This is a genomic window from Paenibacillus xylanexedens, assembly GCF_001908275.1.
GTDB classification, from domain to species: Bacteria; Bacillota; Bacilli; order Paenibacillales; family Paenibacillaceae; genus Paenibacillus; species Paenibacillus xylanexedens_A.
This window is the reverse complement of the sequence record NZ_CP018620.1, coordinates 1,288,880-1,302,939: the sequence shown is the minus strand read 5'-3', so window position 1 is coordinate 1,302,939 and position 14,060 is coordinate 1,288,880. Positions and strand designations below refer to the sequence as shown.

Genomic DNA, 14,060 nt, shown 5'->3' with positions numbered 1-14,060 from the left:
CTTATCTTATATATCGGCTAAATGAGGGTATTTATTTGAGAGAAAAATGTGCAGGCACGCCAAACAAGCCACCTCTGATCAGAAGCGACTTGTACAAGGTACAGGTTACTAATTATTACATGAATTAAATGAAGTATTGCAGTACGGACCGCCTGGCGGTTGTGCCGAGGGTTTACCAAAATAGTAGCCCTGTGCAAGCTCAATACCTATGGAACGACAGAATTCAAACTCTTCCATTCGTTCGATCCCCTCGGCAAGGACTTGCCCTCCAAATCGACTCGACATCTCAACAATATGAAGAATTTGCTGTTGTTTGGTCGAATCCTGATCACAACGGTCAATGAGACTTCGATCTATTTTTACAAAATCCGGTTCTAACCGATTCATCAACTCTATTGTCGAATATCCGGCACCCACATCATCCAGTGCAACCGACATTCCACGGGAACGATATACCTCAAATATTTGCTGCAAGATGGGCATATGCTGAATCTGCTCTGTTTCCACGACTTCAAACACAAAATCTTTAGGGTCCAGCGAAAGGCGTTCAATCGCTTCAAACGTATGTGTCAGACAATATTCAGGATTGTATATGGAGGAAGGCAGGAAATTTACGAAGCGTTTGACACCATGCGGCAAAAAAAGGGCACTGGTCTCAATAGCAGTAATACGAGCCAATCGATCCAGAAAAGAATGTAGTCCGGTCTCACGCGCAACTTCAAATAATTCATAGGAACTGAAGGATTTTCCATTCTCAGCAGGACGAAGCAAAAACTCATATCCAATAATCTGCTCCGATGCATCAACGATGGGTTGCATATGACTGCTGAATTGATGCTCCAGAATAATGGAAACAAGCTCCGCATGCTTGAAACGGGACTCCTGCATGGTTAGACTAATCCAGCTTTCTTCATTAGCCTGTTCGTATATAGGCATAATCTGAACGGTTAGGGAATCACGTAATGTCGGATCAATTTCGCCGATCTCTTTTATTAAATTCTGAACCGTCTCAAGATTCGAAAAATCCATCCATATCATGTCATTCGACGTCTCGATAAGTCTTCCCGGCGTTTGTAGCGCTTCCAGCAAAGCGGGGGAAATGGGACGCAAGTACAAGGTACCTTGGCCCTCTATAGGATAGATTGGACTGCAGCCACTGCAATTCATGTAGGACCCCCCTTGCCAATTTAGATTCCATGTCCATTAATGTTCACTTGTATATACCCAAAGTTTGTAAATATTATATCATGGGTCTTAAAATTAATCTCTACTGTTTTGATGACTTCCTGTATGACGGTTCTTGGAACAAATATATTCAAATTTGCAGAAAAAAAGACCGACAGTCTGATGACTGTCGGTCTCCCTCAACTTATTAAACTTTAAGAAGCGGGAATCACGATTTTCTGTCCAACTTTCAGGTTATGCACATTTGAGATTTGGTTAGCTGTCGCAAGCTTGCGCCAGTCTACACCATATTTCAAACCGATGCGGTACAAGTTATCGCCTTTTTTCACCACATATACCACTTTGCCGCCCGCTGGTTTCTCAGGCTGTGGCTTGGTCGTTGGTTTGGTTGGAGTAGTCGGCTCCGTAGGTTTAGTTGGCTTTGTAGGCGTAGGATCAGGCTCCGTACCTGGTTTCGGAGTTGTTGTTGCTTCACCTGTCAGTTTCAAACCATACTCTGCAAAACCTTCATTGTTTGTACCGATGAATGACATCGCCGGGTTTGCTTCAACCAGATCTTTTGCATCCGGGGAAGAAGAAAACACAACTTCAAGATCGTTCAGCGCTGCTGCGGTTACACCAGCAGATGGTTTGATTGGTGCCAGGGACCAGTTTCCGTCCGCTGCCGGATTAATCGTTTTATTCTCACGGATGTAGTCGATGATCACTTGACGGTTCTCATCCGGTGCAGCCAGAACGATCCGTTTACCGTCCGGGTTAGCCAGTTTGGATGAAGAAGCACGGTAGTTATTTGTCGCTACAATGAATTTTTGTGCTGGGTCAACCGGTTTGCCGTTAAAGCTCAGGTCCTTGATCCGGCTTGCGGATGCATTAACAATCGTAGCTTTGCTATCGTATTTGGCTGGTTGGGTCACATCAATCTGATACGTTACACCATCGATAACATCGAAGTTGTACGTTGGGAAGTCATTGTTGATCAGTTGTTGGTGTCCACCTTTAGCCGGGTCGATCTGGTTGAACTGGCCTGCAGACCATTCCAGCCATTCTTTCAGTTCTGCGCCGTTAACCATTACAGCATGTACCGTATTTGGATATACGTACAGGTCAGCAACGTTTTTAATCGCAATGGTGCCTTTAGGGATATTCGTGTAATACGAAGCGCCTGAACGTCCACCGGCTTTGAATGGTGCACCTGCGGACAATACAGGGATTTTCTCATATTCCGTACCTTGCATATGTTTTTCGACATACCATTTCTGTGCATTCGTTACGATCTGAATGGATGGATCATCCTGAACCAGAGCGAAGAAGCTGTTGATAGGTGCAGTCGTTTCGCCCACCGGACCACGAACATACTCCAATGTACCTTCATGCTCTTCATGAACCGCATCAATGATGTCCTGATCCGCATCTACCAGTGGCTTTTTGTTGGCTGTGTCATAGATTGGGCGTGCTTCCGTTTTGGAATCTACCACTTTCCATTTGCCATCAACCAGCTCTAGATCCAGGTCGATGATACCAAGATGATCACCCCAGAACCCTGGCTCTACAGCAGGAACGCCATTGATTGTCCCTTTCTCAAGGTCTACCCCTTTTTTGCCGGCAAAATCAGCACTTGGGAATACTTTGTGAGCATGTCCAAACAGAATGGCATTAATGCCTTCTACCTGGCTCAGGTACAGTACGGAGTTCTCCATCAGATCCGTTTGAGGGATATCCTCAAATCCGGAGTGAGGGATAGCTACAATAATGTCGGCACCTTTGGCTTTCATTTCAGGAATGAATTTTTTCGCGGTAGCAATAATATCCTTGGCGATTACTTTGCCTTCAAGGTTAGCGCTGTCCCACTGCATGATTTGTGGCGGCACAAATCCGATCACACCTACTTTGATCGTATGTTCTTTACCAGTTTCATCCGTTACCTTTTTATCCAAAATCTCATACGGTGTGAAATAGTTTTTGTCATTTGTCTCATCATCATCACCATCGTCTACATAGACGTTGGCATTAATGTAAGGGAAGTTCGCTCCCTCGAGCGTCATGTCCAAGAAGTCCAAACCATAGTTGAATTCATGGTTACCGATGTTACCTGCATCATAATCGAGCAGATTCATCGCTTTATATACAGGGTGAGTCTCACCCTTTTTCAATGGATCAATCTTCGCAACATAGTCTCCCAGCGGGTTACCCTGAATCAGGTCACCATTGTCGAACAGCAGGCTGTTCTTGGCTTCGTCACGCGCTTTCTTGATCAGTGTAGCTGTTTTGGCGAGTCCATATTGGTCTGTCTCTTTGTCGGAATAGTAGTCATAGTTAATCAGATTGTCATGAATATCTGTGGTCTCCATGATCCGCAGTTTAACTTTGGCAGCATCCGCAGCCGATACAGGTACCGGAAACACCGCAAGCACGTTTAATGCAACCAAAGCGGCAGTCAGGCTTGATAATACTTTTTTTCTCATTTTCAAAATAACCCCTCCCGGTTATGTACATTGAATCATGCATTAATGGGCAAACGAAGAGCGCAGAAAAAAGATAGATTTCATGGGTTGTGCGTACTGACGCTCTGATGACATGCATCGGAATTCCAGGTAAGTTTATCTCACATGAACATCTATTTATGTCTGTGCTTGTCGTTTACATTCCAAATCATAACGCAATGTTCAGTCATTGAAAAGCATTATTTTTTACATTACCCGCACATACCTAGGCAAGTTTACATTATCATGCGTGATTTCGACAATTTTTTCAACATTTTAGTAGGTATATAGTGCTTATTATCTTTAAAATACGTATATTACATGTGTCTTACATGTATATCCAATTCAGCGTTATTCATCCATACCAAAAACCGTGAAACCATAATGGCTTTCACGGTTGGATTAAACTCTGCGCGTATTTTCGCATAAGGACGCTACTTTGCAGAGGTTATTTTCATATTCGGATTATTGTTCCCACACATGATGTTCATGATCTTTCCCTGTGTATTCAATACGAGTCGGGGTGATATCCAGAATGACATAGTTTGGATCATTAGGTCCATCGAACCACGCCTTCAGTTCGTCGTTCCACACTTGCTCACGCAAGCCTTCGTTCTTCGTCACTTCACAGGTTCCTTCGATCTCAACTACTTCCTTGGAACCACCAGCTTCATAACCAAGTAGCAGGCTAACATTCGGATTATTCTCCAGTTCCTCTACTTTGTGTGTACGGCGGTTCGTTGCCAGATGAATGTTCAGTCCATCGTTGAAAAGCGCCATATAGCGGGATTTCGGTTTACCATTCTCCACAGTGGAGAAGCTGCAAAAAGGGTTGTTTTCCAATGCTTTTACAATGTTTTGTTCCAATTCAGTCTGGTTCATGGGAAGTGCTCCTTTCGGTTTTGGAGGTATATTGGAAGGACTCTTGTAGGCGGCCGTTTCGGGTACGGATCGTTCTTTGGATCGCTGTTATCTCTCAATGATCCTGATCTCTTCCTCATATGCATTGGATTAAAACCGATTCACACTGGCACTACGATGACAGAACAACCTTCCAATCGCTGTTATCCCCAGATTTTTTTGATTCCCTTTTTCTAAAGGGAAAATCCGGTGATAAAGGCGAGCGCTTCGCTTTTTCAGGTTTCTTCTGTCCTCTCCGTTATCGTGTGAATGCTTAATTCCAAAGGATATATGATTGAAAATCCAAGATACATGCGAACACTTCGCTTCCTCAGAATCGATTCCGTCCCCTCCACTACGTCTACCGTTCTCCCAATTAAGGTTGATTAATAAAAGTACAAAGAGAAGTGTAATTGTTACTATCTCTTTTTGTTTAATGACAGTTCATTAATCGCTTATAACTAGAGACAGCTTAATGCAACTCTGTAATAAGCCTGTACTTATAGTGTACCCACCTCACCTATGGTGAATCCCTTAAACCTGTACGCAAACGTGACAAAATCGGCAAAGCTGATTATTAAAATGTTTACATAAAGGGATTATCCCGTATTGTTCCTAGGATCTTTTTAATTCAGATCTCCAAGATAGATTGATGAAGAATCCGATTTAAGCAGCAGCTCTCCTATGGTTTTTGGATATAAACGAATCTGGGACAGCTCTTCAAGTGCAATCCATTCCACGGCGACTTGGTGGTCGTCTGGATTGGAGCCTTCAAAAATAGTTGCAGCGGGATCGATCAGGCTGCACGCAAAATAAAATTCAACCTGGTGGATATCTGCATCCCACTCGGCGAATTCATGATTTTTTCCGATATACTCCCGGATATGTAACAGCTCTCCCACGTTCACGGCCTGACCAATCTCCTCCAGACATTCGCGTGCGACCGCATCCTTGAGTTCTTCACCTTTCTCCTGTCCTCCACCCGGGAACACATAAGCGGTACCATATTGGTCTTCCAGCCGGATGACCAGCAATCGTCCATCCTGCACAATGACAGCTTTCGCCGAGTTGCGTATGGGTTTCATTCTGTTCATTCACTCCTTGTCAATTTCAAAGTTCAATCCGAACAACCTGATACTACTATTGTTCTACTGAACAGGCGTATCATTCTGTTGTCTGCGCAGATAATTTAATGCCTTCCGATTCCAACACACGACGAATCTCTTGAGCAAATGCGAGAGCGTTTGCTCCGTCACCGTGGATACAGACCGTCTCTGCCTTAATGGGAACCAACGTACCAACCGTGGATAGAACCACGCCGTCTTTCACCATCCGAAGCACTTGAGCAATTGCTTGTCCCGACTCTTCAATGATGGCTCCGACTTGGCTGCGAGGGGTTAGCTTGCCATCCGCTCCATAGGTTCGATCCGCAAACACCTCGCTCACACTGCGCAGACCGATGCGATCTGCGGAATGAATCAGCTCACTGCCCGCCAGACCATACAAATACAGATCAGGCTGTACTTGATAGATCGCCTCGGCGATGGCTTCAGCAAGTTTCGCATCTTCTGCGGCCATATTGTATAAAGCACCATGTGGTTTTACGTGATGCATTCGCCCTCCACTTGCCCGGACAAATGCATCCAGCGCACCGATCTGATACACCACCATGTCATATGCTTCCCGTGGCGTAATGTCCATACGTCTTCTCCCAAACCCTTGCAAATCCGGCAACCCGGGGTGGGCTCCAATTGCCACCTGATGCTCCAATGCCCTCTCTACCGTCATCCGCATTGTAGCCGGGTCCCCTGCATGAAACCCGCAGGCAATATTGGCTGATGTAATCAAGGGTAGAATGGCCTCGTCCGACAGCGTGCGATATATACCATAACTTTCGCCCAGATCACAATTGATATCCAAAGTTTTCGAGGTATTCATTAAGCGCTCCCCATTCCTGCCATTCTTCTGCGTATCAGCTTATCTATGAGTTGCATATTGATTTCCTGTTCCATATACAACTGTCCGGCTTGATCATGCGTAATCTTCTTAAAAGAAATTCGGGTTCCTGGCCTAGCCTGAGCCAGGATTGGCATATCCACCCGAGCTACCTGTGCAATGACAGGATAACCTCCAATCGTCTGATGATCTGCCATCAAGATGATGGGTTGACCATCCGGTGGCACCTGCACCGTGCCATAGGTAACGGCTTCAGACAGTCGATCCAGGGGCTGATCCAGCTCCACTCTGGAGCCCTGTAAGCGATAGCCCATCCGATCGGATTGTGAAGAGATCACGTATTTTTCGGCATAGAATTGTCCCAGACTTTCTTGGCTGAACAGCGAACTATCCTTGCTCTCCATCACACGAATAACAGGTTGCCCATAATAGTCAGGTCTTTCACGTTCAGATAAAAGCCACGCAGGCGCCAATATTCGGTGGTCCCGCTCACTCTCCTTTACCTGCTGCTCCATACGATGCATCCAACCTTGCGCTTCACCAGAAGGTTCACCTATGGATAACAGATCCCCCACGCGCAAGGCTCGGCCCTCCACACCGCCAAGACCTGTCTTGAGGTCTGTACTTCGACTGCCCATCACTTCAGGCACAGCTATTCCACCCGCAATCGCCAGATATCCACGCAAGCCATGACGACATTGACCAAACTTCAGTACACTTCCAGCCCGCACCAGCACCGGACGCCACAAGGGTACAGGCAGATGATCCACCGTTGCCGTCAGATCGGCTCCACATAACGAGACTAGCTGGCTCTCCTGAAATCGAAGCTCTGGCCCCGTCATCGTCATCTCCAGTACTGCCGCATGTCGGGAGTTGCCCACAAGCATATTGGCTGCTCTGGCTGCAAAGGTGTCCATGACCCCGCCAGGATGAATACCATACCGGCGATAACCGGTTCTGCCTTCATCCTGAACGGTAGATAACAGACCAGGGCGAATCACTTCAATACTCATCGTTCGCCCTCCTTCCGCTTCAACGCCAGATAGTCCTGCATCGTAATCTGTTTGAATCGAACCCGATCACCTGCTACCAGCAAACTCGGTACGTTCTCTTCCGGCCGAAACAACCGGAGTGGCGTTTGTCCAATACATTGCCATCCTCCGGGTGTGTCCACCGGATAGATTCCCGTCTGTTTGCCACCGATACCTACTGTCCCCGCCTCAACCCGGAGCCTCGGCGTCGCTCTTCTGGGCGTAGCAATCAGTTCGGATAACCCGCCGAGATAAGGAAAACCCGGTGCAAATCCAATCATATGTACGAGATAATCCCCGGATGTATGAATCGCAATAACGTCCTCTGGGGTCAGTCCATGCTCACTGGCAACGTAGTTCAGATCAGGCCCCCATTCGCCACCGTAACATACGGGAATCGTGACCGTTCTGGGTTTGTCTTGTACGGATTCCTTCATTTGATTCAACTGCTGAAGCAGAATTCGGCATAACTCGGGGTACGGGGAGATGAACGGATCATAAAATACTGTAACGGACGTATATGAAGGTACCCATTCGATCATGGCTGGCAAACTGCTTTTTTCCAAAAAAGCACATACAGACATCACTCTGCGCTGCACCGCTTCAGACAAGTGATCCCCGCAATCGATGATAACTGCTGTCTCACCCAGCGGAGATAAGATCTCTTCCGTCCATGCATACGTCTGTTTGGTCATGCGCCATCTCCCCCTTTTTCCAAACGTTTAGCGTATCGTTATTTATCTCTCTCCAATGCCTGCAATACCAGTGAACAAACCGCCGGAAACGGCTCATCTTCTTCTGTACGTATCGCAAGATACAGTGTCTGTAAAAACAGACGCACATTCAGGTTCCTATGACTGGTTTCCAGAAGTGATCTGTTCAACGCCTGGTCTCCTTGATGAAGGGAATCGATCCACGTCGTAATATCCTTTGTCTCCAACAGATTGCGACGCAGAATGGTAATCACAGCATGCGCTATTCGCTGATCTTCATCATGGATGTAAACCACACTTGATTCCGTTATTTTTACAGCGAGTGCGTGCAGAAGTTCCAGCAGATCCGTTCGCTCCAGATATGGCGATTGTGCCAAGTCTTCAACCGCATCCGCCGCGTGTGCAGGGGCATGCGCCCAGCCCTTGTTATCGGCGTAGCCGCGAACATCTTTTTCACGTTCCAGATATGTAGTCAACCGATGATGAATCCCTGCGATATCTTCTTGGTCCAGGAAAGGTCGCTGACGATCCACATTCAGAATGGGAGGCAGTAACAATACGGAGAACGTACGCGTAAACACACTATCCGTTCCCTGCTCTCCGATCGCATAGAACAGGTGCTGATCGTCCAGCGCCAACTGCAACATATGCCTTAGCTGATCTTCCGAAAATACACCCTGTCCAATCCAGGTTGCAAACGTAACATAGATCAATTCATCCCGCAGGACAGGATCAGTACTACCAATATGCTTCATCATATACAGTGCCAATTCGTAAGGCTGTTCCTCGTGATCAATGGAATGATTAGACGACTGAATATGCTGTAATTTTTGTTTTAACGTCAGAGCATCCATCTATTAAGACTCCCCGGGCGAATCCAAATGCACGCTGCAATTGTACAGTTCGCATTGCCACGTATTCTCATTCTTGGCGATCCGGGTAATGGATGTGTTGGACAGTTTCACGCTGATATCCAGTTCAGGCACCAGACCTCGCAGTATATTCCGCAGGACGGCCCCATGACTTACAACGATCACTCTTCCATTGGGGTGCTGCTGTACAATATCTTCAAGCACCGCACTGCCTCGAACAGTCCCTGCATCTGCAAGCTCACGTCCCAGATCCAGAGTACTCCAGTCCGCTCCCCACTTGGCTAACCGTTCCTCTTCCGTTGTTCCTTCGACCTGTCCCCCACCCATCTCGCGAAGTCTAGGGTCCAGATGAATCTCCTGAATGCCCAAGCGATCACCAATGATGCGAGCCGTCTCACTTGCACGCTCCAAGTCACTTGCATAGATGGCATCCCAGGATTCCTCGGCCAGTCTCGCGGCAAGTAATACCGCCTGTTCCCTGCCATCCTGATCCAGCGGATTATCCGTCTGTCCCTGCGAACGTTTTTCCTTATTCCACGCTGTGCTTCCATGGCGAATCAATGCAATTTGAGTCATTGTTGTTCCTCACCTTTTTCTATATGAAGTTCATCTTCTGTAAAATGTTTGCGTGCCTTCGGCTTGGCAAATTTGCCGCCATTATATTGAGAAGACCCGTTTCTCGGAATGGAGAGACTGTCCCAAGCTGTTTCTTTGAGCATTTTCGCGGCAAATACAATCTGCCCGACATGATACGGATAATGTGCCAATTGCCGGATAATGGCCTCCATCACGGTATGACCTTCATTTCGAATATATATGATATGAGACAATTGTTCCGGGGTAAATGAACGAATGGATTCGAGTAGACAATTCCAGCCTTCCTCCCATTTGGAGAGCAACTCATCCCGGGAAGAAATATCATTCACGAACTCGGCGTCTCGTTCACGCCACGGTTTCTCACCATCTGTTGTCAGTACATCCGTCCAACGGGACAGCATATTGCCCCATAGATGTTTTACGATTACCGCAATGCTGTTCGCGTCTTCATTCCAGGATTGAAACAATTGCTCGGAATCCAGTTGTGCCATAGCTTTTTCCCCGAGCTGCTTGTAATACAAGAATTGTTTCTCCGCTGTCTCCAGAAAAACCTGATTCATATCCATCCGTTAACCGCCCTTCGGAAAAGTAATATGACCCCTGATCATGTTCAAACAGAAGCGTCACATGTTATTTTATTCAGGAAATGAGAATGTACCGTCTGCATTCGGTTCAAATGGGATGACTTTGCGAACAGCATCCAGATTCAGCTCTCCATAGATATGTGGATATAGTTCATTCAATTCGTAGAGATCCTCATATACCAGTTCCGGCTCTAACGACTTCTCATCAATACTGAGCAATAACAGATCCGTGCGACCTGCATAATATTGCCCGGCTACCCATGGGATCTGTTCCTTGGTGGAACAATGAATGAATCCGTCTGTCTCCAGGCTATCTGGTGCATACTCACTCCCCTTTGACACTTGCTCCCACAACGAACGGGAAATAATACTATAGATCATGGTTCCGCCTCCTTCAATTTCTGCGATGTACCCTATGTGTCATTGGAAGTATTATAGATCATCCCGGATACGGGAGTACAATTTTTGATCCGTAAATACACCTTTGATCTTCAACTGTTTGCGTAGCAAACCTTCGTACGACATGCCCAGCTTCTCCATTACGCGTGCAGAGCCTATGTTGCCTGCATTACATTTCCCCTCCAACCGATTGCAGTCCAATTCCCGAAAGCAATAATCCACGATGGGTTGCATCGCTTCTGCTGCGAGACCCTTACCCCATTGACTGCTGGCTATTGCGTACCCCAGTTCAGCACTCTGCATGGGTTCGTTGAGATGGAAAATGCCACCTCTCCCGATCAAGGTCTCTGTTTCCTTTAAAACAAAAGCCCAGATATGTACCGTTTTCCGTTCATAATTATCCAGTACCCGCTGAATATATTGAATTGAATCCTCCACCGTCTCATGGCATTTCCACAAGCTCTGCTGACTCACTCGCGGATCAGAGGCAAACGCATAATATTCATCAAGATCATCCATCCCAAGGCGCCTCAGCTTTAACCGCTGTGTTTCGAATTCGGGCGATTCGGCAAAAAGTTTTTCTACATTCATGCAGCACACCTCCATGATTCACTTGAGTTCATGATCCAGCCATCTTATTTCTCAGGAAATAACGATCTATCATAACCATGCACAGAATACCGACCGTATATCGAATCAGATCGATCACCAGAAAACCATGTCCCAAAATAAGAGCACCTAATACGGTAGAGCGTATCTCAATCAGCCAAGGCGTCTGAATCAACTGCGAGAACTCAATCATCCAGCTGAATACACAGCTCAAACACATCGCCCATACCAAGCTGCGATGAGGCCACACCATGCGTACTCCGAAATAAATCATGCCCGCCCAACATGCATCCCCGAAATGTTCATGCACCCAATCCGGCAATCGTTCACCAAAGTGTCTGGATGCGAGTCCTGCCGCCATGGTCATCATGACTGCGAAGAAATAGATCAGCCTGTCTCTGATAAGTACGCTTTTCAATCAATCACACGCCTTCATCAAGCACTTGTAAAATAAATTGCGTTTTGGCAGCGGTATACGATTCCCTGTCTTCCTTGTTCTCATCAGCAAGCTTTGCCTTCAGGACGGCGTAAGCTTCCACCAGATCTGGGCGTTTTCTCAGCACATCCCGAAACCGAATTTGACGATCCCAGCGTTCTTCCCCCGGGCGCATTAGATGAAGGTGTACAGCTCTCTTGCCATCCTTAACCCTGACCCAAAATCGTCTGTACTCCCGTCCATCCAGTTCAGGCGGAACGTAGTTCCAGCCCAACGGATTCAGCTGATCCGCAATCAGATCCATGTCGTCCCATGACTGTACCTCTGCCATCAGATCAATAATGGGCTTGGCGGGTAACCCTGGAATGGACGTGCTTCCGATATGTTCGAATTGTTGGATATTAAACTGCTGTAGAAGACGTTTGAGTTGCAGGATTTCTTCCTGAGCCTGTGCGTCCCAGTTGGGGTTGGCCGGAGCAATCTCTACCGACTCTGTCGCCCAGGAAGGCCAGTTTTCCGGTTGCATTGGATCTGTCATTCAGGTATCTCCTCTTCACCAAGACATTTTAAATGGTAACCTTCTCTGTATTTTTCATAGGTGCGTTGCTTCATGCGCTTAATCGTAGTACTCCGTTGAAATGTAAGTATGGAACTTAGGGATAAAAGAAGATATTTCAGGTAAGCCAGATCACTAGAGTTAGCGTCTGAGCTTATAATCGAAGCTTTCATATTCATCCCATCCAATCCCCTTATATAGTTGTTAAAGCAGAAGGCATTTCAGATACATATTTCTATATATCCAAAAAAGGAGCGTATGTCTACGCCCCTTGGTTGTCTGTTACCTTGATGATATTGATGATTTTAACGATGTCATGTACTGAAACTAATTTTCGGATCATGCAAGATGCTTTATTATATGAAGATTTATTTTACCGTAACAGGGATCGTCACTTTTTTGTTGCCCCACTTGGCCGTGATGGACGTTTTACCTTTGCCTACAGCCACGATCTTGCCATTTGTTACTGTCGCTACGCCCGGCTTTGTGCTGCTCCACACCGCACTGTTGGTCACAACAGTGGTCTTGCCCGTATCATACTGTGCCATCACACTCAGCGTTGTACTTCCCTGTGGGGACAAAACCAGTTTTTTCTGGCCTGTAATCAACTTTTTGAGCAAAGGTACAACGGTAACCTCTGCCTTTATTGTCTGATTTTGATAAGTTCCTGTCAAGGTGGCTTGTCCTTCTGTCAGCGTTTTAACTGCTCCATTTTTCACGATAGCTACATTTGTATTGGAAGAAGTCCATATCACTTGTTTCGAAAGGTTGATCGTTTTGCCATTCGCGTAGGTGCCAATCACCTTCAACGCTTTGGACTTCTTGATGTTCAGCTGCATTGTGGCAGGAGTGACCTCAACTTTGGTAATCTCATCCGTCACAGCAACGGGGACTTTCACAACCGTTGTTCCGTATTTGCCTTGCAGCAATACTCTGCCGGGTGTAACCCCTTTGATTTTACCGTTTTCCAGCACAGCCGAAGAAGTGGACACGGACCACACAATCTCAGACGTCACATCCTCTTCCTTACCATTCGCACGGGTAATGCTTACTTTCGGAAGGGTGCTTTCACTGCCTTTAACGAAATTATAGGAGTTTGGTGAAGCTTTGATGCTTTTGATCTTCTCCTGCACCTGCACAACCAACTGGGCTTTAGACCCGTCTACTTCTGCAAAAATGGTTGCTTCGCCCGCGGCCACAGCCTTGACTTTGCCTTTCACCATCGTAGCGACTGCTGCATTACTGGTGGACCAAGTCACGCCTTCGGTAACATCCTGCTTGTTATCAAAACCTTCTACCGTTGCCATCACCTGAAGCGCAGCTGTTTCGGAAACACTCATCTTCTGCGGGCTGCTATTGGTTATTTCAATCGATTTCACGTCACCAGTAGCCGCCAAGGCCAACGAAGGGACCAGTATTGTTAATGCCATAATTAGAGCAAGTGTGCCTCGAAGCGCCAGTTTGATTCTACTCATTTCTATATCCATCTCCCATAATCCAATATTTTACTTCTATTATATTATATCGGATATGAATTGCATAAAGTTGAATAACATAAGTGAGAGTCTTGGAACAATTCATGATTTTCATTGTATAATATGGGAAGGTCGCGCCCTTGAATCTGGACAAATTGAAATCATTAACGAGCGTGAATGGAAGCTGCGTTAACATTTAAGAAATAATTTTATTTACTTACATAAACGAAGGAATTTTAATCAAAGAAGTAAGCTATATCTTAGGTC

Annotated in this window: 15 protein-coding genes; all 15 read right to left on the bottom strand. The window is 46.3% G+C overall.

Translation table 11 applies throughout. The features are described 5' to 3' along the window. Positions 1–108 precede the first annotated feature (108 nt). Positions 109–1,167, bottom strand: coding sequence for an EAL domain-containing protein (locus BS614_RS05940; protein ID WP_074093248.1), 1,059 nt, complete (start codon positions 1,165–1,167; stop codon positions 109–111). 212 nt (positions 1,168–1,379) lie between these two features. Further along, complete coding sequence (locus BS614_RS05935; protein ID WP_084174415.1) at positions 1,380–3,653, bottom strand: bifunctional 2',3'-cyclic-nucleotide 2'-phosphodiesterase/3'-nucleotidase; 2,274 nt, start codon at positions 3,651–3,653, stop codon at positions 1,380–1,382. Between the two features lie 477 nt (positions 3,654–4,130). Next, positions 4,131–4,547, bottom strand: a complete 417-nt coding sequence (locus BS614_RS05930; protein WP_074093246.1) for a pyridoxamine 5'-phosphate oxidase family protein — start codon at positions 4,545–4,547, stop codon at positions 4,131–4,133. A gap of 644 nt (positions 4,548–5,191) precedes the next feature. Then, positions 5,192–5,650, bottom strand: coding sequence for an NUDIX domain-containing protein (locus BS614_RS05925; RefSeq protein ID WP_074093245.1), 459 nt, complete (start codon positions 5,648–5,650; stop codon positions 5,192–5,194). 79 nt (positions 5,651–5,729) lie between these two features. Then, complete coding sequence (locus BS614_RS05920) at positions 5,730–6,503, bottom strand: LamB/YcsF family protein (protein WP_074093244.1); 774 nt, start codon at positions 6,501–6,503, stop codon at positions 5,730–5,732. Beyond that, complete coding sequence (locus BS614_RS05915; RefSeq protein WP_074093243.1) at positions 6,503–7,534, bottom strand: 5-oxoprolinase subunit C family protein; 1,032 nt, start codon at positions 7,532–7,534, stop codon at positions 6,503–6,505. The genes BS614_RS05920 and BS614_RS05915 overlap by 1 nt, the downstream gene beginning before the upstream one ends. Further along, positions 7,531–8,247: a 5-oxoprolinase subunit PxpB gene (gene pxpB / locus BS614_RS05910; protein WP_074093242.1), complete on the bottom strand. Its 717-nt coding sequence runs from the start codon at positions 8,245–8,247 to the stop codon at positions 7,531–7,533. Before pxpB ends, BS614_RS05915 begins: the two co-directional genes overlap by 4 nt. A gap of 38 nt (positions 8,248–8,285) precedes the next feature. Then, positions 8,286–9,119, bottom strand: coding sequence for a DUF2785 domain-containing protein (locus BS614_RS05905; RefSeq protein WP_084174414.1), 834 nt, complete (start codon positions 9,117–9,119; stop codon positions 8,286–8,288). 3 nt (positions 9,120–9,122) lie between these two features. Further along, entirely contained in the window at positions 9,123–9,713 is a 591-nt protein-coding gene (locus BS614_RS05900; RefSeq protein WP_074093241.1) for a histidine phosphatase family protein, read from the bottom strand. Continuing rightward, complete coding sequence (locus BS614_RS05895; RefSeq protein WP_074093240.1) at positions 9,710–10,300, bottom strand: DUF1572 family protein; 591 nt, start codon at positions 10,298–10,300, stop codon at positions 9,710–9,712. Before BS614_RS05895 ends, BS614_RS05900 begins: the two co-directional genes overlap by 4 nt. Before the next feature lie 69 nt (positions 10,301–10,369). Continuing rightward, a complete protein-coding gene (locus BS614_RS05890; RefSeq protein WP_074093239.1) occupies positions 10,370–10,699 on the bottom strand; it encodes a DUF952 domain-containing protein in 330 nt (109 codons plus the stop codon). A gap of 51 nt (positions 10,700–10,750) precedes the next feature. Beyond that, positions 10,751–11,308, bottom strand: coding sequence for a GNAT family N-acetyltransferase (locus tag BS614_RS05885; protein ID WP_074093238.1), 558 nt, complete (start codon positions 11,306–11,308; stop codon positions 10,751–10,753). 28 nt (positions 11,309–11,336) lie between these two features. Beyond that, a complete protein-coding gene (locus BS614_RS05880) occupies positions 11,337–11,744 on the bottom strand; it encodes a ribosomal maturation YjgA family protein (RefSeq protein WP_074093237.1) in 408 nt (135 codons plus the stop codon). Between the two features lie 4 nt (positions 11,745–11,748). Then, positions 11,749–12,300, bottom strand: coding sequence for a GrpB family protein (locus BS614_RS05875; RefSeq protein ID WP_074093236.1), 552 nt, complete (start codon positions 12,298–12,300; stop codon positions 11,749–11,751). A gap of 386 nt (positions 12,301–12,686) precedes the next feature. Then, positions 12,687–13,793 (bottom strand): Ig-like domain-containing protein, encoded by a 1,107-nt coding sequence (locus tag BS614_RS05865; RefSeq protein ID WP_074093235.1) that lies wholly within the window; start codon positions 13,791–13,793, stop codon positions 12,687–12,689. Between the last annotated feature and the right edge of the window lie 267 nt (positions 13,794–14,060).

Bases quoted from the DNA above. Each gene is read 5' to 3' on its own strand.
- BS614_RS05940 (WP_074093248.1), bottom strand. From the start codon at position 1,167: ATGAATTGCAGTGGCTGCAGTCCAATCTATCCTATAGAGGGCCAAGGT.
- BS614_RS05930 (WP_074093246.1), bottom strand. From the start codon at position 4,547: ATGAACCAGACTGAATTGGAACAAAACATTGTAAAAGCATTGGAAAAC.
- BS614_RS05925 (WP_074093245.1), bottom strand. From the start codon at position 5,650: ATGAAACCCATACGCAACTCGGCGAAAGCTGTCATTGTGCAGGATGGA.
- BS614_RS05920 (WP_074093244.1), bottom strand. From the start codon at position 6,503: ATGAATACCTCGAAAACTTTGGATATCAATTGTGATCTGGGCGAAAGT.
- BS614_RS05915 (WP_074093243.1), bottom strand. From the start codon at position 7,534: ATGAGTATTGAAGTGATTCGCCCTGGTCTGTTATCTACCGTTCAGGAT.
- pxpB (WP_074093242.1), bottom strand. From the start codon at position 8,247: ATGACCAAACAGACGTATGCATGGACGGAAGAGATCTTATCTCCGCTG.
- BS614_RS05905 (WP_084174414.1), bottom strand. From the start codon at position 9,119: ATGGATGCTCTGACGTTAAAACAAAAATTACAGCATATTCAGTCGTCT.
- BS614_RS05900 (WP_074093241.1), bottom strand. From the start codon at position 9,713: ATGACTCAAATTGCATTGATTCGCCATGGAAGCACAGCGTGGAATAAG.
- BS614_RS05895 (WP_074093240.1), bottom strand. From the start codon at position 10,300: ATGGATATGAATCAGGTTTTTCTGGAGACAGCGGAGAAACAATTCTTG.
- BS614_RS05890 (WP_074093239.1), bottom strand. From the start codon at position 10,699: ATGATCTATAGTATTATTTCCCGTTCGTTGTGGGAGCAAGTGTCAAAG.
- BS614_RS05885 (WP_074093238.1), bottom strand. From the start codon at position 11,308: ATGAATGTAGAAAAACTTTTTGCCGAATCGCCCGAATTCGAAACACAG.
- BS614_RS05875 (WP_074093236.1), bottom strand. From the start codon at position 12,300: ATGACAGATCCAATGCAACCGGAAAACTGGCCTTCCTGGGCGACAGAG.
- BS614_RS05865 (WP_074093235.1), bottom strand. From the start codon at position 13,793: ATGAGTAGAATCAAACTGGCGCTTCGAGGCACACTTGCTCTAATTATG.